The sequence below is a fragment of the Pseudovibrio sp. Ad26 genome (genome assembly GCF_001623285.1).
Classification (GTDB): Bacteria; Pseudomonadota; Alphaproteobacteria; order Rhizobiales; family Stappiaceae; genus Pseudovibrio; species Pseudovibrio ascidiaceicola.
Genome location: NZ_LMCE01000146.1, coordinates 81,377 through 104,091, shown reverse-complemented (window position 1 = coordinate 104,091; position 22,715 = coordinate 81,377). Strand labels below are relative to the sequence as shown.

General features: G+C 54.2%; 17 protein-coding genes. All 17 read left to right on the top strand.

Annotated features, from left to right (window positions below):
* The first annotated feature begins 29 nt into the window (after positions 1-29).
* The 17 genes from PsAD26_RS24210 to ftsZ all read left to right on the top strand — a co-directional run bounded on the left by PsAD26_RS24210 (position 30) and on the right by ftsZ (position 22,700).
* Entirely contained in the window at positions 30-1,262 is a 1,233-nt protein-coding gene (locus PsAD26_RS24210) for an MFS transporter (protein WP_063312449.1), read from the top strand.
* A gap of 287 nt (positions 1,263-1,549) precedes the next feature.
* Positions 1,550-2,368 (top strand): sugar phosphate isomerase/epimerase family protein, encoded by an 819-nt coding sequence (locus PsAD26_RS24205; protein ID WP_063312448.1) that lies wholly within the window; start codon positions 1,550-1,552, stop codon positions 2,366-2,368.
* 619 nt (positions 2,369-2,987) lie between these two features.
* Entirely contained in the window at positions 2,988-3,458 is a 471-nt protein-coding gene (locus PsAD26_RS24200; protein ID WP_063312447.1) for a cell division protein MraZ, read from the top strand.
* Positions 3,458-4,495: a 16S rRNA (cytosine(1402)-N(4))-methyltransferase RsmH gene (gene rsmH, locus PsAD26_RS24195; protein WP_193758360.1), complete on the top strand. Its 1,038-nt coding sequence runs from the start codon at positions 3,458-3,460 to the stop codon at positions 4,493-4,495. The genes PsAD26_RS24200 and rsmH overlap by 1 nt, the downstream gene beginning before the upstream one ends.
* Positions 4,496-4,498: 3 nt before the next feature.
* Positions 4,499-4,852 (top strand): hypothetical protein, encoded by a 354-nt coding sequence (locus PsAD26_RS24190; RefSeq protein WP_063289946.1) that lies wholly within the window; start codon positions 4,499-4,501, stop codon positions 4,850-4,852.
* An 11-nt stretch (positions 4,853-4,863) separates the two neighbouring features.
* On the top strand, positions 4,864-6,588 hold the full coding sequence (locus tag PsAD26_RS24185; RefSeq protein ID WP_063312445.1) for a penicillin-binding protein 2: 1,725 nt from the start codon (positions 4,864-4,866) through the stop codon (positions 6,586-6,588).
* A gap of 112 nt (positions 6,589-6,700) precedes the next feature.
* Complete coding sequence (locus PsAD26_RS24180; protein ID WP_063312444.1) at positions 6,701-10,414, top strand: UDP-N-acetylmuramoylalanyl-D-glutamyl-2,6-diaminopimelate--D-alanyl-D-alanine ligase; 3,714 nt, start codon at positions 6,701-6,703, stop codon at positions 10,412-10,414.
* 10 nt (positions 10,415-10,424) lie between these two features.
* Complete coding sequence (mraY, locus tag PsAD26_RS24175) at positions 10,425-11,519, top strand: phospho-N-acetylmuramoyl-pentapeptide-transferase (RefSeq protein ID WP_063289943.1); 1,095 nt, start codon at positions 10,425-10,427, stop codon at positions 11,517-11,519.
* A gap of 12 nt (positions 11,520-11,531) precedes the next feature.
* Positions 11,532-12,932 (top strand): UDP-N-acetylmuramoyl-L-alanine--D-glutamate ligase, encoded by a 1,401-nt coding sequence (murD, locus tag PsAD26_RS24170; protein ID WP_063312443.1) that lies wholly within the window; start codon positions 11,532-11,534, stop codon positions 12,930-12,932.
* Positions 12,932-14,089: a putative peptidoglycan glycosyltransferase FtsW gene (locus PsAD26_RS24165; protein ID WP_057465725.1), complete on the top strand. Its 1,158-nt coding sequence runs from the start codon at positions 12,932-12,934 to the stop codon at positions 14,087-14,089. The genes murD and PsAD26_RS24165 overlap by 1 nt, the downstream gene beginning before the upstream one ends.
* Before the next feature lie 28 nt (positions 14,090-14,117).
* On the top strand, positions 14,118-15,242 hold the full coding sequence (murG, locus tag PsAD26_RS24160; RefSeq protein WP_063293902.1) for an undecaprenyldiphospho-muramoylpentapeptide beta-N-acetylglucosaminyltransferase: 1,125 nt from the start codon (positions 14,118-14,120) through the stop codon (positions 15,240-15,242).
* Complete coding sequence (gene murC / locus PsAD26_RS24155) at positions 15,239-16,660, top strand: UDP-N-acetylmuramate--L-alanine ligase (protein ID WP_063312442.1); 1,422 nt, start codon at positions 15,239-15,241, stop codon at positions 16,658-16,660. Before murG ends, murC begins: the two co-directional genes overlap by 4 nt.
* Complete coding sequence (murB, locus tag PsAD26_RS24150; protein WP_063312441.1) at positions 16,657-17,631, top strand: UDP-N-acetylmuramate dehydrogenase; 975 nt, start codon at positions 16,657-16,659, stop codon at positions 17,629-17,631. Before murC ends, murB begins: the two co-directional genes overlap by 4 nt.
* 49 nt (positions 17,632-17,680) lie before the next feature.
* Entirely contained in the window at positions 17,681-18,604 is a 924-nt protein-coding gene (locus tag PsAD26_RS24145) for a D-alanine--D-alanine ligase (protein WP_063312440.1), read from the top strand.
* Positions 18,592-19,506, top strand: coding sequence for a cell division protein FtsQ/DivIB (locus tag PsAD26_RS24140; RefSeq protein WP_208980678.1), 915 nt, complete (start codon positions 18,592-18,594; stop codon positions 19,504-19,506). Before PsAD26_RS24145 ends, PsAD26_RS24140 begins: the two co-directional genes overlap by 13 nt.
* Positions 19,503-20,825: a cell division protein FtsA gene (gene ftsA / locus PsAD26_RS24135; RefSeq protein WP_063312439.1), complete on the top strand. Its 1,323-nt coding sequence runs from the start codon at positions 19,503-19,505 to the stop codon at positions 20,823-20,825. The genes PsAD26_RS24140 and ftsA overlap by 4 nt, the downstream gene beginning before the upstream one ends.
* A 111-nt stretch (positions 20,826-20,936) precedes the next feature.
* Positions 20,937-22,700: a cell division protein FtsZ gene (gene ftsZ / locus PsAD26_RS24130; RefSeq protein ID WP_063312438.1), complete on the top strand. Its 1,764-nt coding sequence runs from the start codon at positions 20,937-20,939 to the stop codon at positions 22,698-22,700.
* The last annotated feature ends 15 nt before the right edge of the window (positions 22,701-22,715 follow it).

Below are 22,715 nucleotides of genomic sequence, written 5' to 3'. Positions count from 1 at the left end.
ACAGGGTAATTTTGCAAGAGGATAAGCAAATGAAACAAGTGCACGTGGAGCCCGAACAACAGGTCTGGAAAGACCCCAGAGCGATTGCTCTTTTAATGGCGGCTACTTTAACAGTCATGGCGAACGCAACGATCAGTCCTGCACTTGCTGGATTGGAGGAGATGTTCCGGGATGATCCGAATGTTCTTTGGTTGTCCCGGCTTCTGGTCTCAACGCCTTCGTTGACTGTTATTATCTGTGCCCCGCTGGCTGGAGTGATTGCAGATCGCTACGGTCGGCGGGCACTGTTGCTTGTAGGTGTTTTGCTGTTTGCTGTGATGGGAAGCGCTGGCATGATCCTGCCGGATCTGACGAGCATATTGGTGAGCCGGCTGGGACTTGGCATTGCAGTTGCCATGGTGATGACGGCGCAAACAGCTTTGATCGGTGACTACTTTGTCGGCAACCAGCGCAGCTCGCTGATGGGATTACAGACTTCTGCTCGCAACTTCGGCGGTTTTCTCTTTATCTCAATGGCTGGCTTGTTGGCTGTTACTTCTCCGCGTTTGCCGTTTGCGATTTATGGGCTTGCGTTGCTCATGGTGCCGTTCTTGTGGCGCTATATCAGCGAACCGATGAAGCATTCTGCTGTTGCAAAGAAGGTTGCAAGTGCAGAAGACGATGGATCTCCGGCTTGGGTCTGGTTGTTGGCAGCGCTGGCTTTGCTGCAAATGCTGACCAATATGATCTTCTTCCTCATGCCGACACAGCTGCCGTTCTTTTTGGATGCTCAAGGTTATGACAGTGCGAGTATGACAGGTGCTGCGCTGGGCGCGTTGATGTTGACTGGTGGCACGGCGGCTCTGCTTTATGGGCGGATTAAAGCGCGTGTTGGTTACAGTGGTGCATTTACGTTGGCCTATGGGTTTATGGCTATTGGGTTGATGTTGCTGACCTTGCAGGAAACCTGGAGCGTGTTCCTGGGGACCGCTGCGATGGGTGCCGGGTATGCGTTTGCGATGCCGAATTTTCCGGCGATTGCGCTTCAGGTGGCTCCGAGTTTCCGGCGTGGTATGGCAGGTGGGGTGCTGACTTCCTCCGTTTTCCTTGGCCAGTTCCTCTCTGTTTTTGTCAGCATTCCTTTGATTGCTGCGGTTGGATTTGCCGGGACGTTTCGGATTGTGGCCACTGCGCTGACCTGTATGGCGCTTATCGGCTTACTCGTCTTTATCTGGCGTTCGGTCCGCCGTGCGGCAACTGCGTTTGTGCGGATGGAAAACTGAATGTGACGAGCTTACGAGAGCGTCAGCTTTTGAATGTGTTATGCGCATTTTTTGTTGATGCTCTCGCTCGCTCTGGAATAGTACGTAGACCGCGCAAATCGAAGCTGTCATGGTGCTCCGATTGCCGCAAAATATATGCGGCGGGATGAGCGCTTAAAGCAGTGAGAGCGAGCCGGAATAAAGGTAAGCAGCTTTAGGCGATGTAATGCCTTTGACATGCAAGACATGTAAGAGCAAAGGCATAACTGAAAGCAGTGCCTTTTGAGGCCTTATCTTGGAATAGCCGCATGAGTGATTTGCCGGTTTTAGGCGCAGCAATGTGCGTCAAACATCTTCCCCAACATCGTGAATGGTTGCTGGAACTGCCTCGGGACCTTGAGTTGCAGGATTTCTATAATTGGAACTTGCTGGACAACGGGTGTGATGATCTGGTCGCAGAAGCAAAGAAGCTTCTGGATGGACATGAGGGGCGTCTTGGTCTGCATGGCCCGTTCTGGAACATAGACTTATCTGCGGCTGATCCGCTGTTTCAGCAGGCTGTTCGCAAGCGGTTGGATCAGGGTATCGAACTGTGCGCCAAGATGGGTGCAGACCAGATGGTGCTGCACAGTCCTTACACGATCTGGGATCATAACAACCTCGATCTTTATGACAATGGTCGCCAGATGAAGCTGGAAATGATCCATGCAAACCTGAAGGATGTTGTTGCCAAGGCGGAGGACATGGGTTGTGTCATCGTGTTGGAGAACATTGAAGATCTGGACCCGTCCTACAGATTGGAGATCCTGAAGAGTTTTGAGAGCGCAGCTCTGGCGCTTTCGATTGATACTGGCCATGCTCACTACATGCACTCCTGTTATGGCGCGCCACCGGTTGATTACTTCATCAAGTCAGCGGGCGGTGCTTTGCAGCACGTGCACATTCAAGACATTGATGGCCATGCTGACCGTCACTGGAATCCGGGTGAGGGGTCTATTCCGTGGGCGCCTCTGTTTGCGGAACTGGCAAAACTGAAAAGCAACCCACGCCTGATCCTTGAGATCATGGATGAGACCACTTTGCGCAAGGGTGCAGATTATCTGGTTGGGCTTGGTCTCGCCAGATAACGGCTTAGTTTGCGTCTTCTTATGAGGTTTGAGGTCGGCAGAGCTGCCGGCCTCCTTTGTTTGAGCGATCAAAATAACCAACAAAACCAATTGTGATCGTGGTGCGTGACGTGTCTTTCCGGCAGAAATTATCGACTCAGGACAATCGTGGGTAGGTATGGGAAATTGCCCCACCGTGCTCTGAATGGGCATGGAATTTCATGGTCCGACATGGGAAAAACGGAGTTTTGCCAAGGCTGATAGGTTAAAATCACTAGAGCTAATCGGCGAAATTCTTTCTTCGGCCTTTGTAAAAACTGTGAGTACTTCTGGTTGTAATCGCAATTTGGATGCGTGTAACTCGCAGAAATCCCTGCGTAAACTCCTATCAATACTTCGTTTACCATAATTGGTGATAACTACCAGATGTTAAGGGGCATTCTTTTCGGTTTGGGCTGGTGGGTTCATTGACGTCCCATGGCATCCCATGGTATCCCATAGGCTCCCGGGATATTCCGGTTTGTACTTCAGTAATCTTGTTGTTTTTGCCTGATTTGAGCGCTGACTCTCCAAGGAGTGGAGAGTTGTTTGATGTGCCGATGACAGATCAAGAAGATCTGGCTCATTAAAGAGAGGACCAATGGCTGGTTTTGTTTCGCACTTCACCAATCGGGTGGATGCAAAGGGTCGTGTATCGATCCCTGCGCCCTTCCGTGCGGCGTTAGCGAAAGACGGCTTTGAGGGACTCTACTGCTTCCCATCTCCTTTTCAGGAGGCGGTTGATGCAGGTGGTAACGGACTTACAGCTGAAATCCAAAAACGACTTGATGCGTTTTCGACGCTCTCAATGGAGTACGACGCTCTGTCCACGGCGCTTTATGGCGCCAGTGAAACCCTGAAGATTGATCGGGATGGCCGGATTGTTCTTTCTGAGATGATTCGCAACCACACCGGCATTGATGGCGAAGTCACCTTTGTTGGGCAGGGGTTTAAATTTCAGATTTGGGAACCTGTGAGGTTCGCCAAGCACCGCGACGAGGCCATGAAGCGGGCGCTTGCAGTATTGTCCTCCGGCGGTGCGTCGGGGACAGCAGCCGGAGGGGCACTATGATGACGGGCGGCGACGGAGACAAATCCGGTATCGCTGGCGGACCAGCGCGTCACATTCCAGTCCTTCTGGAACGGGTGCGGGAGGCAATGGCCCCCGCGCCGGGTGATGTGATTATTGACGGCACGTTCGGTGCTGGTGGTTACTCCAGGGCTTTTCTTGAGGCTGGAGCCAGCGTGATTGGCGTTGACCGGGATCCGGATGCGATCCGTGACGGTCGCGTTCTGGAACAAGAGTCTGATGGGCGCTTGCAGCTGGTCCATGGTCAGTTTGTTGATCTTGAAGACCATGCACGTGCGCTTGGTTATGATGCTGTTGACGGCGTGGTGATGGATCTTGGCGTGTCTTCCATGCAGTTGGATCAGGCGGAGCGCGGTTTTTCGTTCCGGTTTGATGGGCCGCTGGATATGCGCATGGAGCAGGATGGTCCAAGTGCGGCGGACGTGGTGAATACCATGGAGCGCAAGGACCTGACACGTATCATCGGAATGCTTGGTGAGGAGAAGCGTGCTTCCAGTGTTTCCCATGCCATTTGTCAGGCACGTGAAGAAAAGCCTTTCGAGACGACGCTTGAGCTTGCTCGCGTTATTGAGAAGGTGGTGAAGCGTAATCCTAAGAAGGCAAGCATTCATCCAGCAACGCGGACCTTTCAGGCACTGCGTATCTATGTGAATGGTGAGTTGCATCAGGCGGCTGGTGCTCTTGCTGCGGCAGAACGGATTTTGCGTCCGGGTGGGCGTCTGGTTGTTGTGACGTTCCATAGTCTGGAAGATCGTATTGTGAAGCGGTTCCTTGCAGATCGCTGCAAGACCCGCGGTGGCGGATCTCGCCATATGCCAGAGGTGGATATTCCGCCTCCGACTTTCGAATTTATCGTGAAGGGCAATCAGGATGCCAGCGTTGAAGAGATTACTGATAATCCTCGCGCGCGTTCTGCTCGTTTGAGAGCTGGGCGCCGACTGGATGCGCCTTCGCGGGAATTAGATATTCATGCGGCAGGCGTTCCGCGCCTTGCTTCATTCCACGGTCTAGGAGGCTAAGCTATGCTGCGCTTCGTAAATCTGTTCTTTGTTGTTGCGGTGGTTATTGGTGCTGCGCTCGTTTACGACATCAAGATGTCTAACGAGAACCTTGCCGATCAGGTGCGTCAGCTTTCTGCTGAGATTGCCAAGGAAAAAGACGATATCCGTTACTACAAAGCCCAGTGGAGTGTGCTTAATCAGCCCGGGCGTTTGCAGGGTATCGTTGATCGTTACAACGATATTTTGAAGCTTGAGCCACTGCGTGCGGAGCAGATCACGACACTGAAGGCGTTGCCGGTTAGACCTGTTCTGATGGAGCCAGTCTCTGCTGATGCGATGAGCGGTTACGCCAGTCGCGTTACATCCGTGCAGTAAGGGAGGGGCTCGTGGCCAGGAAAGCTGACAGTTCCTTTTTGCGGCGGTCTAATGTGACCCAAAAGCATGGCACAAGTGCGATCCGGCTTCGTGGTCCGGGACGCTCGCGCATTTTCTTTGCGATGACCATCTTTGTGTTTGTGTATGGGGCTATCGCTGGTCGTCTGATCCTGCTTGGGTTGCAGGACAGGGACCCTGCTGAGGGGTTCCTTGCTGCGCAGAGTTCTGTTACTCAGGCGCGCCCTGATATTATTGACCGCAATGGTGAAATTCTTGCGACCGATATCAAGAGTGCTGCGCTTTATGCTGAGCCGCGCAAGATCCCGGATACGGATGAAGTCTTTGATGGACTGATCTCTATTCTGCCGGAGCTCGATACGCCTGTCATCAAGAAGCGCCTTGAGAGCAATGCGCTGTTTACGTGGCTCAAGCGTGAGATCTCCGTTGAGCAGCGACAGGCCATTCATGCGCTGGGTCTGCCGGGTGTTGGCTTCCGTGAGAGCAATAAGCGGTTTTATCCGGGTGGTCAGACGGTCAGTCACATTCTTGGAACTGTGAATGTCGACAACCAGGGCCTCTCTGGCATGGAGAAGTATGTCGATCAGGCGTGGTTGAAGGATCTGCAAGATCTTGGCTTTACGCAGGATCGGACCATGGAGCCCGTCAAGCTTTCGGTTGATCTGCGTGTTCAGCATGCAGTGCGTGATGAGTTGCGCCGTTCCATGGAGTACTACAAGGCCAAAGCGGCCATGGGTGTGGTGCTGAAAGCGGACACCGGTGAAGTGATCGCCATGACGTCGCTGCCGGATTTTGACCCGAACAACCGTCAGCAAGCGCTTGAAAAAGAACGCATGAACCGGGTGACTGGTGGTGTGTTTGAGATGGGCTCCATCTTCAAGGGTATTACCATTGCGATGGCGCTGGATAGTGGCAAGGTGAAGTTGGAAGATGGCTTTGATGCCACCAAACCTATCCGTGTTGCAGGTCAGAAGATCGATGACTTCCACGGGAAGCGCCGTGTTTTGTCCGTGCCTGAAGTTTTCATTTACTCCTCCAATATCGGCACCATCAAAGTCATGCAGAAAGCTGGCATTGAGGAGCAGAAGGCGTTTTTGAAAAAGATTGGGCTGACCCAGAAAATGAAGACCGAGATACCGGGCGTTGCGCGGCCTCTGCTTCCACCGAAGTGGAATGACCTTGCTGCAATGACGATCTCTTTTGGTCATGGCTTGGGCATCACGCCGCTGCAGATGGCTGTTGCGGGTGCGACGCTGGTCAATGGCGGTAAATATCTTGAACCAACGTTCCTGCCTCGCAGTGAGGAAGAAGCTGACAAGCTTGCTAAACAGGTTCTGAAACCACAAACCAGCGAGATCCTTCGGTATCTCAACCGTGAAAATGTCCTGCGTGGATCCGGGCGGCGTGCTGCTGTGCCGGGTTATGATGTTGGCGGTAAGACTGGAACAGCGCAGAAAGTTGTGAATGGCCGTTATGCTGAAGGGGTTTATCTGAACTCCTTTATGTCGGCGTTCCCGATGTCCAATCCTGAGTATCTCGTTTTGATTGTTTTGGATGAGCCGCAAAAAGTGGAGGGGCAACGTTATTCTACTGCAGGGTGGAATGCTGTGCCAACCACTGCATCTGTTATCCGCAGAATTGCACCAATGCTCGGCGTGGTGCCTGATTTCGCAGATGACGCAGAAACAATTCCGGTTTCCTATCAGAACCGGAACTAAACAGGAGAATTGAATGAGGCAATACACGGAGATTTTGGGGAAATATGAAGACAATTGTTCTCCAAATCTGGTTTGCCACATTCATGTCTCATAGGCCGGACATATCGACGCTATGTTGCTTAAAGACCTTACAAAACAAGAGATAAACTCCGCCGAGGGCGATGGGCCAGACGGGGTTGATACTCTTAATATTTCAGGGCTTACTGCTGATAGTCGAGCAGTGGAGCCCGGTTTTGTTTTTGCTGCCCTCAAGGGCGCGAAAGTTGATGGTGCGCAGTTTATCGAGCAGGCGGTAGACGCGGGTGCTGCTGCCATTTTGATTGATGCGGACAGACTTTCTGATGATATTCGCAAGCAAGCCAAACAGGTTCCGCTGATCGCTGCACAAGATGCGCGCCGGGAGCTTGCTTTGATGGCTGCGGCTTTCTCTGGCAAACAGCCGGAGAAGATGGTTGCTGTGACCGGTACTGCGGGAAAGACGTCTGTTGCCGTTTTCGTGCGTCAAATCTTTGAGTATGCCGGGCTTGTTTCCGCCAGTCTTGGAACTATTGGAACCGTCACATCGACAGGGCAGAGCTATGGTGGATTGACCACACCTGATCCTGTGTCTTTGCATGAAGACCTTAAGCGTCTGGCTGAGGATGGGATTACCCATGCTGCGCTGGAGGCGTCCAGTCACGGGTTGGACCAACATCGTCTTGATGGCGTGCGCCTTGTTGCAGCTGGTTTTACCAATCTTGGCCGAGACCACATGGACTACCACCCAACGGTGGAAGATTACCTTCAGGCAAAATTGCGTTTGTTCCGCGATTTGCTGCCGGATGATGGTGTGGTTGTCGTTGACCCGGAAACGCAATTTGCTGACCGCGTTCTGGCGATTGCAGAGGAGCGCGGCCTTAAGACGTTTACGACGGGTGTCTTCGGCGATGATCTGAAGGTGCTTAGCGTTCAGCCGGAAGGGTTTAGTCAGGTTCTTGAGCTGGAAACGGCTGAGGGCGTGTTTTCTGTCGCCTTACCGTTGGCTGGTGATTTTCAGGTAAGTAATGCCCTGATTGCTGCGGGTCTGGCTATTTCTGCTGGTGTGGAGCTTCAAACTGTTCTTGAAGCGCTGACTGTGCTGCGTGGTGCGCCGGGCCGGATTGAGCATGTGGGCACACGTGAAAACGGTGCTTTGGTATTCGTCGATTATGCTCATAAGCCGGAAGCGCTGGAGAATGTACTTACAGCATTGCGCCCCTTTGCGGCTGGTCGCCTGATCAGTGTGTTGGGGTGTGGCGGTGATCGTGATGCGGGTAAACGTCCGTTGATGGGCGAGATTTCTGCCCGACTTGCCGATGTTTCCATTGTGACTGATGATAATCCGCGCACGGAAGATCCTGACAAAATTCGCGAAGAGATTGTTGCTGCTTGTCCTGCCGCTCTTGAGATTGGAGATCGTGCACTTGCCATCCGCCAAGCGGTGAAGATGCTGCAAGAAGGCGATGTGCTTTGTGTGGCCGGTAAGGGGCATGAAACAGGGCAGATTGTTGGAACAGAAGTTCTGCCTTTCTCTGACCATGAAGAAATCCAGAAGGCGCTTGCAGAAGCTTCTGCGGAAAATGGTGACTCTTCTGTTGCTGAGGCTGATCTGTCTGAGATCTCTCTTGATCTGGATGAGATGGACCTGCTGGCTGATGAAGGTGATGAGCTCGCAGCTGCAGAAGTGCTGGATGATGATGACCTGTTGGCTGCGGTGCAGGCTGGCGTTGAGGAGCTGGAAGCTACTCTGCCGGAAAATCCTGATGATGAACGTGATCAAGAGGAAGAAGACTGGCTGGCGCTGGAAGAAGACGTTCTGGGCGCTGACGATCTTGCAGATGCGGAACTGGCTGATGTTGAAAGCCATGATCCTGATTTTGGCAAGGATGGCTTCCCGAATGTTGCGGAAGACACCCCGGATGCACTTGAAGACGAGCTGCTGGGTGATTTAGCGGCTATCGAAGCCGAAGCCGAAGCCGAAGCCGAAGCCGAAGCCGAAGCCGAAGCCGAGGAGAAGGTTGAGGCAGATGCAGACGCTGAGAGTGCTCCTGCGCCGGAAGAAGAGACAAACGCGGATGCGGATGCATTTCTTGCGGATGAAGGTCTCGAAGAGGTTGCTCCCAAGGTCGCAGAGGATGTATCGCAGTCCACTCAACCGGATGAGCAGGACAGCACAGAAGCATTAGGTGGATTACCTGCTTCTGAGGAGCCTGTTGAGACGGCTGAGACCGCTGCTTTTGAGGGCAAAACCGAAGAAAAACCAAAGCTCAAGTCAGCGATAGACAAGCCTGAGTGGACTATCGTCCCCCATATCAACCTATTGGACCCGGACATTAAGTCGGAATATGAGCGGCAAATGATTGAACTGCCTGAAATAGACCGTGGGCCGCTGTGGCTGCTTAACGATTTTCTGGAGGCAGTAGATGGGGATGTTTACGGTGATCTGAGCGATGACGTAACCGGAATCTCCATCGATAGTCGGGTGATCCAACCCGGAGAAGCCTTCTTTGCGATCAAGGGCGAGAACTTTGATGGTCATGCATTTGCCGGAACAGCTGTTGAGGCTGGTGCCGCTGTAGCTGTTGTTGCGCGTGACAAGCTTGCGGAGTTGCCGGAAGGTGGCCGCTATGTGGCTGTTGATGATGTGCTTCAAGCGTTGGAGCGCCTTGGTGTGGCTGCCCGCGCTCGCTCCAAAGCACGGATCATCGCGGTCACTGGTTCTGTAGGCAAGACAGGCACGAAAGAAGCTTTGCGTCTTTGTCTGTCCAAGTCTGGCATCACGCATGCGCCTGTGGCGAGCTTTAACAACCATTGGGGTGTGCCGCTTACATTAGCGCGCATGCATGCTGATACTGAGTTTGGCATCTTCGAGATTGGCATGAACCACCGGGGTGAGATCACTCCACTGGTGAAAATGGTTCGTCCGCATGTGGCAATCGTAACCACTGTGGAACCCGTGCATCTGGAAGCCTTTAACTCAGTTGAAGATATTGCGCGTGCAAAGGCTGAGATTTTCAGTGGTATTGAGAAGGGCGGCGTGGCGATCCTGAACCGGGATAACCGCCAGTATGACCTGCTGCGTTATCTGGCCGCTGTGGCCGGGGTACGGAACATTGTCAGCTTTGGCATGCGGCCGGGTGCTCAGTCTATCGCCAAGAAAGTAGCTGCAAACCCAGATTGTTCTTGTCTGAATGCCAATATTCTCGGACAGGAGATTTCCTACAAGATCGGCGCTCCGGGCGCACACCATGTGATCAACTCTTTGGGCGTGCTGACTGGGGTCATGGAACTGGGGGCCAATCTTGCGTTTGCTGGTCTGGCTCTGGCGGAAATGTCTGCCCCGAAAGGGCGTGGTGCGCAGACCGTTCTTGATGTGAATGGTGGCACGGCGTTGCTTGTTGACGAGAGCTATAATGCCAACCCGGCGAGTATGCGTGCAGCCATCGAACTGGTGGCTGGTCTGCCCGTTGCGAAGAATGGCCGTCGCATCGCCGTATTGGGAGATATGCTCGAATTAGGTGCAGATTCCGACAAGTTGCACGCAGACCTTGCGCGTGAACTGGAGCGCGCAAAGATCGACGTGGTTTATTGTGTGGGTACTCACATGAAGGTGCTCTGGGACCTGTTGCCTGCACAGACCAGAGGCGCCTATTCAGAGACCTCCGACAAACTGGAAAAAGACCTGTTGTCGGAAGTGCGTCCCAACGACATCGTGATGGTAAAGGGCTCCCTTGGAACCTGTATGGGCCCACTTGTGGATGCCTTGAAGAAACGTTTTCCTGAACCGGCTGCAACCGGTAAGTCCTGAGGTTGACTAAATGCTATATTTGCTGGCGGAGCTTTCAGAGGTTTATCCTTCCCTGTCTGCGCTGAATGTTTTTAAATACATTACGTTCCGTACCGGCGGCGCGATTATGACTGCTTTGCTGTTTGTGTTCCTGTTTGGCCCACGCATAATTGATGCACTGCGTTCGCGTCAGGGGCATGGGCAGCCTATTCGCGAAGATGGGCCTGCGAGCCATCTGCTGACAAAAAAGGGTACGCCTACCATGGGCGGCCTGATGATCCTTTCCGGGATGATTGTGGCGACGCTGTTGTGGGCTGACCTTCGCAATCCCTATACTTGGATCGTTCTGGGTGTGACTGTCGGTTTTGGGCTTATCGGTTTTTATGATGACTATCTGAAAGTCACCAAGTCTTCGCACAAAGGCTTTGGCGGTAAAGCGCGTTTGGGTCTTGAGTTCCTGATTGCGGGTCTTGCGGCTTTTGCGGTGACGCTTCTGGATGCCGAGCCATTTTCCACCAGTATCGGCTTTCCGTTCTTTAAAGAGCTGACGCTGAACCTTGGTCTGTTCTTCATCCCATTCGCTGCCTTTGTTGTTGTTGGCGCTGGCAATGCGGTGAACCTGACTGATGGTCTGGACGGTCTTGCGATTGTGCCGGTGATGATTGCTGCAGCAGCTTTTGGTCTGGTCGCATACCTGACTGGTAATGCTGTGTTCTCCAGCTATCTGCAGATCCACCATGTCGCGGGCACTGGTGAACTTGCTGTTGTGTGTGGTGCCGTGATTGGTGCTGGGCTCGGGTTCTTATGGTTCAACGCTCCACCTGCTGCGATCTTCATGGGTGATACAGGCTCTCTTGCTCTGGGCGGTATGCTGGGCGCGATTGCTGTTGCGACCAAACACGAGATTGTTCTGGCGATCATCGGCGGCCTGTTTGTGCTGGAAGCGGTTTCTGTGATTGTGCAGGTGGCGTCGTTCAAGCTGACTGGCAAGCGTGTGTTCCGCATGGCGCCAATTCACCACCACTTTGAGCATCTGGGCTGGACTGAGAGCCAGGTGGTTATTCGTTTCTGGATCATTGCTGTTGTGCTGGCTCTTGTTGGTCTTGCCACACTGAAGCTGCGCTAGGAGGTTCGACACATGATCCCTATCCGTCATCTTGCAGGCAAAGAAGTCGCGTTGTTCGGGCTCGGAGGGTCCGGGCTCGTGACTGCGCGTGCGCTTGAGGCTGGCGGGGCTCGGGTTGATGTGTGGGACGATAACGAAGCCAGCGTTGCAACGGCTGAAGAATACGGGCTTGCTGCGATCGATCTGCGTGAGGCGGATATGTCCCGCTACGCAGCACTGGTGGTTGCGCCGGGTGTTCCGCTGACGCATCCGACACCGCACTGGAGTGTGGAGCGGGCGAGGCAGGCTGGTATCCCGGTGATTGGGGATGTGGAGCTTTTCGTGAATGAGCGGGAAGCGGTTTGTCCTGAGGCGCCATTTGTTGCCATCACTGGGACGAACGGCAAATCCACCACGACTGCGCTGATCTCGCATGTACTCAAAGAATGCGGCATGGATGTTCAGATGGGGGGCAATATTGGCCGTCCGGTTCTGGATCTCGAAGAGTTTTCCGAGGATCGTGTCTATGTGGTTGAGGTCTCCTCCTACCAGATCGATCTTGCGCCAAGTCTTGTGCCGGATATCGGGGTGATGATGAACCTGTCGCCGGACCATCTGGACCGGCATGGGAACATGGAGAATTATGCGTCCATTAAAGAGCGGATCGTTAAAGCGGCGCGTCTTGCTGTTGTTGGCGTGGATGATGAATTCAGTGCAGCTATTGCGCAGCGCCGGGCAGAAAGCGGTGAGCCGGTTGAGCTGATCTCTTGTCTGGGGCCTGTCGAGTTTGGCGTTTATGCTGAAGACGGTAAGGTCTTTGAGGTTTTTGATGAAGAGCAGGTGGTTGTGGCTGACCTGTCTTCCTCCAACACTTTGCGTGGCTCTCATAACGGGCAGAATGCATCTGCTGCTGTTGCGGTTTGTGCCGCGCTTGGGCTGGAGCTTGACGAGATTGCGGCTGCGCTTGCGACCTTCCCGGGTCTTGCGCATCGTTTGATGCTGGTTGCTGAAGCAGGCAAGGTATTGTTTGTGAACGACAGCAAGGCGACCAATGCGGAAGCTGCTGCCCACGGGTTGGCGGCGTTTGACCGGATTTATTGGATTGCTGGTGGTCGTCCTAAGGCGGGCGGTATTTCTTCGCTTAAAGCCTACTTCCCGAAAGTCGTGAAGGCTTATCTGATTGGGGAAGCGGCGGAAGAGTTTGAGCAAGAGCTTGCCGGATCTGTTGAGGCGCACAAGTTTGGCTCTCTGGAGCTGGCTGTTGAGGCTGCGGCGCGTGATGCTGCGCGGGATAAGAGCGGTGAGGCTGTGGTTTTGCTGTCACCAGCTTGTGCCTCGTTCGACCAGTTCAAGAGCTTTGAAGTTCGCGGGGATGCATTTGTGAGCGCAGCTGTTGCTGCTGCCAAAATGCTGAAGGGTGAGGGAGCACGCTGATGGTATCACGTACGGATCGCAGTGCATTTGCAGAATGGCTCTGGACGATTGATCGTTACATGCTGATCGGCATCTTCACGCTGATGGTGTCTGGTCTGGTGTTGTCTCTTGCCGCGAGCCCTCCTGTTGCTGAACGCCTTGGGCTTGAGAGCTTTTACTTTGTGAAGAAGCAGGCGCTTTTCCTTATCCCAAGCGCCGCTGTGATGCTGGGCGTTTCTGCGCTGTCGCCGCGCTATATACGCCGCGTGGCGTTGGTGGTGTTCTGCGTGATGCTGGTGCTGTTGTTGGGCACGCTGTTTTTCGGGTCTGACATTAAAGGTGCGCGGCGCTGGGTGAGCTTGTTTGGTATTTCCATTCAGCCGTCAGAGTTTATCAAGCCAGTGCTGGTGGTAATCATTGCGTTTCTGTTGTCTGAGGGGCGTAAAGCCCAGGACATTCCGGGGCAGCTGATCTCCATTCTTCTGTTTGGCATTGTGGCCGCCATGCTTGTGGCACAGCCTGACTTTGGGCAGACCATGCTGCTGACCATTGTGCTGTTTGCGCTGTTCTTCCTGAACGGGTTGTCCTGGCTGGCGATTGTGCCGCTTGGGATCATGGGCATTCTTGGCGTTGCAGCTGGCTTTACGTATCTGCCGCACGTTCGCGGGCGTATCATGCGTTTTCTGGATCCGTCTTCCGGTGACACTTACCAGATCGACAAAGCGATCGACTCCTTCATTGCCGGGGGGTGGCTAGGCCGCGGTGTGGGTGAAGGTACGGTGAAACGAATTTTGCCCGATAGTCATACGGACTTCATTTTTGCCGTGGCTGCGGAAGAATACGGCATCATTGTTTGTGTGGTGCTGGTGACCGTTTTTGCGTTTGTTGTGCTGCGTGGCCTTTACATGGCAACGCAGGATCAGGACCCGTTTGGCCGTCTGGCGTCGTCCGGTCTTATCGTCATGTTTGGTCTGCAAAGCACCATCAACATGGCGGTGAACCTCAATCTAATGCCTGCGAAGGGAATGACCCTTCCGTTGATCTCATCAGGTGTGTCGTCGTTGATGGCGATCTCCCTGACGATGGGTTTTGTGCTGGCGTTGACGCGCAAACGTCCGCAGCCGCGCAAGAACCCGATTATTACCGTTACCCGTGCTGCCCCTGTGCAGCCTGCCTAAAAGAGTTTTGCCTGTGTCGGAGAGTGAAATGAAGCCAAAGATTATGCTCACTGCTGGAGGAACGGGTGGTCACCTGTTTCCTGCACAAGCGCTGGCCTGTGAGCTGAAGCGCCGTGGGTATGGTGTTGAGCTGATCACGGACAGTCGCGCAGACAAGTACGGCAGTGCTTTTCCAGCAGATAACGTGCATCTGGTCAAAAGCGACACCATTCGTGGCAAGAACCCGATTTCTCTCGCCAAAACGGCGATTAAGCTTGGCTTGGGTACGTTGCAGGCCATGAAGGCAATCCGCGCGGCGAAGCCTGCTGCGATTGTTGGCTTTGGTGGGTATCCGACCTTTCCGCCAATGTTTGCTGGCCGTCTCTTAAGTGTTCCTTCCATTTTGCATGAAGCCAATGCTGTGATGGGCCGGGCGAACCGGATGTTGGCCAAAGGCGCAAGTGCCGTTGCAACCAGCTTTCCGCTTAAAACATTGCCTGCTGATCTGGCTGCCAAAGCGACCATGACCGGCAATCCACTGCGTGACAATGTGATCGCGGTATGTGGTCAGGCCTATAACGCACCAGAAAAAGGTGGCGCTTTTCATCTGCTGGTGTTTGGTGGCTCGCAGGGTGCGCGCGTGTTCTCTCAGATTTTGCCAGAGGCGTTGAAGCTGATGGCGCCGGAAGATCGCGAGCAGCTGGTCGTTGTGCAGCAGGCGCGACCTGAAGATCTGGAAGGACTTGAAAGCTCCTATCGCGAGATGGGTGTTGCGGCGCAGGTTGCGTCCTTCTTTACTGATTTGCCTGAGCGTATTGCGGCGGCTCATCTGGTTATCAGCCGTTCCGGTGCTGGTACTGTATGTGAGCTGGCAGCGATTGGGCGTCCTTCTATTCTGGTGCCTTTACCGGGTGCTCTTGATAACGATCAGGGCATGAATGCGAATGTGCTTGCTGAGGCAGGTGGCGCATGGCCGATCCCACAAAAAGAACTTGATCCGCAACGACTGGCCCGTGAGCTGAAAGAACTCATGGATAATCCGGGCCGTCTTGCACAGGCAGCACAGGCAGCGCAGGCGCAGGGCGCGCCGGAAGCTGTACAGCGCCTTGCGGATCTGACCGAAACACTTGTCGGTGCTGCACCGGCGAATGAACAGAGAGAGATTACCTCATGAAAATGCCAGTAGACATTGGGGGAGTGCACTTCGTCGGTATCGGCGGCATTGGAATGAGCGGTATTGCCGAAGTGCTGCATAATCTTGGCTACCGTGTTCAGGGCTCTGATATGTCCGAGAATGCAAATGTGCAGCGTTTGCGTGATAAGGGCATCAAGGTCATGGTGGGTCATGCTGCCGAGAACCTTGACGGCGCTGATGTTTGTGTCATCTCTTCCGCGATCAAGGGTAGCAACGTTGAGCTGAAGGCTGCACGCGAAAATAACATGCCTGTTGTGCGCCGCGCTGAAATGCTGGCGGAGCTGATGCGCTTCAAGCAGGCGATTGCCATTGGCGGCACACACGGCAAGACGACGACGACCTCCATGGTTGCGGCGCTGCTGGATGCGGGCCACATGGACCCGACTGTTATCAATGGCGGTATCATCAACGCTTACGGCACCAATGCCCGCATGGGTGAGGGTGACTGGATGGTGGTTGAAGCGGACGAGTCCGACGGGACATTCGTCAAGCTTCCTGCTGATATTGCTGTTGTGACCAACATCGACCCTGAACACCTTGATCACTACGGTGATTTTGATGGTGTCCGCGCTGCGTTTGCCCAGTTTGTTGAGAACGTTCCGTTTTACGGTTTTGCGGTTATGTGTCTGGATCACCCAGAGGTGCAGAGCCTTGTGGGCCAGATTGAAGACCGCCGGATCATCACTTACGGCACCAACCCTCAGTCTGATGTTCGTTTTACTGATGTCTCGACTAAGGGTGGCAAGTCCATCTTCACCGTGATCATTCATGATCGCCGCGGGGATAAGGTGACTGAGCTCAAGGATCTGGTGTTGCCTATGCCGGGTCTGCACAACGTTTCCAATGCGACAGCTGCGATTGCTTTGGCGCATTCTCTCGGTATTTCTGATGCGAACATCCGCAAGGGTCTGGCAGGCTTTGGCGGAGTGAAGCGTCGCTTTACGCATACCGGGACGTGGAACGGTGTGGAGTTCTTTGATGACTACGCGCACCATCCGGTGGAGATTAAGTCCGTCTTGCATGCGGCGCGCGAGGCAGCTGAAGGTAAGGTGGTTGCTGTGATGCAGCCCCACCGCTTTACACGCTTGCAGAGCCTGTTTGATGATTTCTGTGCCTGCTTCAACGATGCAGACAAGGTGGTGATTGCGCCTGTGTTTGCAGCTGGCGAGCAGCCGATTGAAGGGGCTGATCAGGCTGATCTGATTTCTGGTCTGCGTGCTGGTGGTCACCGTTCGGTTCACAGCATTGCCGGTCCTGATGAGCTGGCTGGCAAGATTGCAGAGTTGGCGGAGCCAGATGATCTGGTGATTTGCCTTGGTGCAGGGAACATTACTCAGTGGGCTTACAAGTTGCCTGTAGAGCTGGAAGCGCTTTCTCCCAAAGGAGAGACTGTATGAGCCAAACTGTAACCTACCCTGATCTGCTGCCATTGCTGGGTGATGCTGTGGAAGACATTCGCGGTCGTCTGATCCCGAACCAGCTGCTTTCTGCGGTGACATGGTTTCGGGTGGGTGGTCCTGCGCAATTGATGTTCCAGCCTGCTGATGAGGCTGATCTGGCTGTGTTCATGAAGGCGCTGCCTGAAGATGTGCCTGTGACTGTGGTTGGGCTTGGCTCCAACTTGCTGGTTCGTGATGGCGGCATTGAAGGTGTTGTTATTCGTTTGCCAATCCGCGGGTTTGGTCAGGTAGAGTATCTGGGTGGACATAAGCTGCGGGCAGGGGCGTGCGTTCCTGACAAGAAGCTTGCGGAAGAAGCGGCTAAGACTGGTACGGGTGGGTTTGCCTTCTACACCGGTATTCCGGGTGCTGTTGGCGGCGCGCTGCGCATGAATGCAGGGGCTCACGGCACCGAGACAAAGGACCGCGTTGTTAACGTTAACGCGGTGACACGATCCGGCGAAATCCTCACTCTTTCCAATGAGGAAATGGGCTATGCGTATCGCCATTCTTCTGCGCCAAAGGACCTGATTTTTACCAGTGCGGTGTTTGAAGGTTTTGCTCAGAGTGAAGACGAGATCCGGGCGGAAATGGCTGAAGTTGTTGCTCATCGTGAGAAAGCACAGCCCATTCGCGAGAAAACCGGTGGCTCTACTTTCAAAAATCCTGAAGGCAACAGTGCCTGGAAGGTGGTTGATGCAGCTGGATGCCGTGGATTGCAGATCGGCGGCGCAAAAATGTCGGAATTACACTGCAACTTTATGTTGAACGTTGCAGACGCTACCGCTCACGATTTGGAAATGCTTGGCGAGACTGTTCGCCGGGATGCTCTGGCAAAGACAGGGACGCGTCTGGAATGGGAAATCAAACGTCTTGGGGCGTTTGTGGACGGAGCGGCGATTGAGCCGTTTTTGGGTAAAACGGGTTAACTCCGTTCACGTGTTGTTTTAGGCGTTTAAATCAGGATTGGGTTTTGTGATGACCAAGCATGTTGCAGTTTTGATGGGTGGATGGGTTGCTGAGCGACCTGTTTCTCTGTCTTCAGGCAAAGACTGTGCGGACGCTCTGGAAGCGGCTGGTTATCAGATCACGCGTGTGGATGTTGACCGCAACATTTCTGCTGTGCTTCAGGAGCTGAAACCAGACGTGGCATTCAACGCGCTGCATGGGCCGTTTGGTGAGGATGGGGCTATTCAGGGTATTCTGGAAGTGCTCGATATTCCCTACACCCATTCCGGGGTGATGTCGTCTGCGCTTGCCATGCATAAGGAAAAGGCGAAGGCCGTGATGAAGGCAGCTGGTGTTCCTGTTGCCAATGCCGTTGTGGTCAGCCGCGCTGATGCTGCGCGCCGTCATGTGATGGAACCGCCTTATGTGATCAAACCAATCAACGAAGGATCGTCCTTCGGTGTGCTGATTGTGAAGGAGGGGCAAGAGCATCCTCCGCAGGAATTGACACGCGAAGATTGGCAGTATGGTGATTTGCTCATGGTCGAGCGTTACATCCCTGGCCGCGAATTGACGTGCGCGGTGATGGGTGATGTGGCGTTAGGGGTACTAGAAATTGTACCGCTGGGTCACACTTATTACGATTATGACGCAAAATACGTCCCAGGCGGTTCACAACACATACTTCCTGCGGAAATTTTACCATCTGTTTACCAAGAAATACAAAAATCAAGTCTCAAGGCACATCAGGCTCTGGGGTGTCGCGGCGTTACACGCGCCGACTTCCGTTTTAACGAAGGACCCGGTGGCCTAGGAGAACTGATTTGTCTTGAGGTGAACACTCAACCCGGCATGACGCCAACATCACTGCTCCCGGAAATCGCGGCACATGCCGGACATGATTTTCAAGAATTGGTGAGTTGGATCGTGGAGGACGCAAGTTGCGGAAGATAAAGGCAAAATTTGATGCATTGCGGGAACGCACAGGCGTCTGGAGCTATCGCTTCAGAAGTCGTGGCGTATCGCGTTTGCACCAGAGACCCGCTTGGGGGGTCACTGGATTTTTTGCACTTATCCCATCCTGGGCACCAACAGCGGGCGCTTTTGGCTTCCTTGCATTGTCCGCTGCTTATGGCATTACGCTGGGTGGACACGCCCGTAATGTGAGCGAATCAGTTACATCCTCCGTCGGTTTCGCGGTGAATGAGATCAAAATGGAAGGTTTGCAGCGTGTTACCGAGTTTCAGGTGCTGGAAGCGCTTGAACTTCACGAACGTCCTTCTTTGATGTTGTTTGATGCGGCTGACGCAAAAGAGCGTCTGGAAGGTATTGCCTGGATCCGGAATGCGGCCATCCAGAAGTTCTACCCCGGTACGCTGCGTGTGATGATCAAAGAGCAAGAGCCTTATGCGCTCTGGCAGCGTGGGGACATTACGTCTGTCATCACCAAAAAAGGCGAGGTCATCACCGATGAGGTGGATGGCCGTTATGCGAATTTGCTTCGCGTGGTCAATCACGGTGCGCAGCTGCGTGCTGGTGAGATCATGAGCGAGCTGGACAATTTCCCAGGTATCCGTGCCCGGGTGCGCGCTGCAAAGCTGCGCTCCGAACGACGCTGGGATCTTGCCCTGGAAAACGGAATTACAGTGCGTCTGCCAGAATTTGATGTTGGCGATGCGCTGGCTGAACTTAAGAAGCTAGATGATCAAGGTGGTTTGCTCTCCCGCGATATCGTTGCGGTGGACCTGCGTTTGCAGGATCGCGTTGTGGTGCGTCTTTCGGATGACGCCGCCATTCGCCGCAAAACCACCATCGAGCAACGGGGTACGCCCTCCAACTCCGGGAGGGACACATGAGCTCGAATAAGAACGTGATTTTTCTGCCGCGGATGCGGCCTTTGCCAAGCCGCAGATCTGTTGTGGTTTCTGTGCTGGACGTCGGCTCCACGAAAGTGTGCTGTATTATCGCGAAATTGGTGCCTGGTGATGAGGAGGACCTGATGCCGGGCCGTTCGCATGGCATTGAGGTGCTGGGATACGGCTATCAGGCGTCTACTGGCATGAAGTCCGGCGTTGTTGTGGACATGGATCAGGCTGAGCAGGCGATCCGCCGCGCGGTTGATCAGGCCGAGCGTATGGCCGGTGTGATGGTGGAAACGCTGCTGGTGACTGTCAGCTGTGGCCGTCTGCAGAGTGAGATTTTCTCCGCCACGGTGCCGCTTGGAACTGAAGGTGTGACTGAGGCCGATATTCAGCGTGTGCTGGCGGCAGGTTCTACCCATACGGCGACCGAGGGACGGGCGGTGATGCATGCGCTGCCGATCTCCTACGGGCTGGATGGCAACCGCGGCATTCGTGATCCGCGTGGCATGATGGGCCGCAAGCTGGGCGTGGACATGCAGGTGGTTTCTGCAGAAGTGCCGCCGGTGCGTAATCTGGAGCTTTGTATCGAACGTGGACACCTGCAAGTGGAGTCACTGGTTGCGACGCCTTACGCAGCAGGCCTTTCCACGCTGGTAGAAGACGAGATTGAGCTGGGTGTGGCCTGTATTGATATGGGTGGTGGCACAACCACGCTTTCGATTTTTGTTGATGGGCAGATGGTGCATCTGGATGCGCTGGCTGTCGGCGGTAATCACGTCACCATGGACGTGGCGCGCGCGCTCTCCACACGGATGGAAGCTGCTGAGCGTTTGAAAGTTTTACATGGGTCGGCCCTGCCAAGTGTGGTGGACGACCGTGATTTTATTCAGGTGCCGCCCGTGGATACGGATGGAGATCTGCCAACGCAGATCCCCCGGGCGATGCTGACGCGGGTTATTCGCCCGCGCGTTGAAGAAATATTGGAGATGGTGCGAGACCGGATTGTCGCTTCTGGTTTTGCAGGCCGAGTGGGCAAACGTGTTGTGCTGACAGGTGGGGGCAGTCAGTTGACTGGCCTTTCTGAAACGGCACGACGCATTCTTGGACGCAGTGTGCGTCTGGGGCGTCCGTTGGGTATCTCCGGTTTGCCAGAGGAAGCCAAGGGTCCGGCGTTCTCTGCAGCTGTGGGCCTGCTGATTTATCCGCAGGTGGCACAGATTGAGCAATTCGAACCCCGGCACCAACGCCGTGGCCTTAAAGGGCGCGGGAGCTATCTGGCTCGGGTTGGTCAGTGGATTAGAGAAAGTTTCTAGTGGGGAAGCGCATAACCCCCACTATCACGAGTTTCGCCAGATGCGGCGGACGCACGAGAGGAAGAACGACATGCCCGACTTCGGGCATGTTATTAGGGTCGCGAGGTTAATATGACAATCAACCTGAAAATGCCTGATATTCAGGAATTGAAGCCCAGGATCACCGTATTCGGTGTTGGTGGCGGTGGCGGAAACGCCGTAAATAACATGGTAACGAGCGGTCTTCAGGGCTGTGACTTTGTTGTTGCTAATACGGATGCACAAGCATTGGCTCTTTGCCAGGCTGAGCGTGTTATCCAGATGGGCGTTGCTGTTACGGAAGGCTTGGGCGCTGGTTCCCAGCCTGAAGTTGGTGCAGCTGCTGCTGAAGAAGTTATTGACGAGATCAACGATCACCTGTCCGGCTCGCATATGGTGTTTATCACCGCGGGTATGGGTGGTGGCACCGGTACCGGTGCTGCGCCAGTTGTTGCTCGTGCTGCGCGTGAACAAGGTATACTGACCGTCGGTGTGGTTACCAAACCCTTCCAGTTTGAAGGGTCCAGACGTATGCGTGTTGCCGAAGCCGGCATCGAAGAGTTACAGCGTAATGTTGATACTCTTATTGTTATTCCAAACCAGAATCTGTTCCGCATTGCGAATGCACAGACCACCTTTGCTGACGCCTTCTCCATGGCTGATCAGGTGCTGTATTCCGGTGTAGCGAACGTCACTGACCTGATGGTCAAAGAAGGTCTCATCAACCTCGACTTTGCTGATGTACGCTCCATAATGCGTGGCATGGGTAAAGCGATGATGGGTACCGGTGAAGCATCCGGCGAACAGCGTGCCATTCAGGCTGCTGAAGCTGCGATTGCGAACCCGCTGCTTGACGAGACTTCTATGAAGGGCGCGCGCGGTCTGCTTATCTCCATCACTGGTGGTAACGACCTGACGCTGTTTGAAGTTGATGAAGCTGCAACTCGTATCCGCGAGGAAGTAGATCCAGAAGCGAACATCATTCTTGGTGCGACCTTCGATGAATCTCTGGACGGTATTATCCGCGTTTCTGTTGTTGCCACTGGCATCGACAAAGAGCTGCGTGAAGATATCTCTCCTGCAGAGGTTCGTATGGCTGAACTCACAGAGCGTCTGCAGAGCGCTACTACGCCTACGCCCAGTCCAGCGGTAGCTGCGCCGGTAGAAGTAGCTCCTGCACCCACCCCAGTTCGTGCGATGCGCGCGATGGGCTCCGCAGCAGCCGAAACACTTATGCACTCTGAGCCGGTTGCTGTTGCAACTGACCCGGAAGTGGAAATTTCTCCTTATCAGTCTCGTCGTTATGAGCCTGTGCAGGAATATGATGCACTTGAGGAACCAACGCAGGCTTTTGATGAGCCTACCAATATTCCTGAGCCATTTATTCCACCTGTTGCACAAAAGGTAGAGCCTCAGACACGTATGCCACGTGTTGAAGACTTTCCGCCGATTGCACAGCGTGAAATTCGTGCGCGCACGGATGCTCCTGCTGCAGCGCCTGCACCACAGCCGGCATCTGCAACTCCTCAGCCAGCACCAGCCACTATGGCCCAGCAGGTTGAAGAGCATGATGAGCATCATTTGGAAGAAGAGCGTCGCCCAATGGGTCTTCTGCGCCGTCTGACTGGTGGTCTTGGCCGCCGTGAAGATGAGCACATGGAGCACCATGAGCCAGTACAGGCAGATGCGTTTGCTGAGGCTCCACGCCAGCCAGCAGCGCCTCGTTCTACCGAGCCTCAGAATCACGGTGCAGCCGGGACTCTGGACGCTGGTGGACGCCCTGCACCAGCACGCTCACAGATGATCGAAGATGATCAGTTGGAAATCCCGGCGTTCTTGCGCCGCCAAGCCACCTGATTATCAACAGAACTC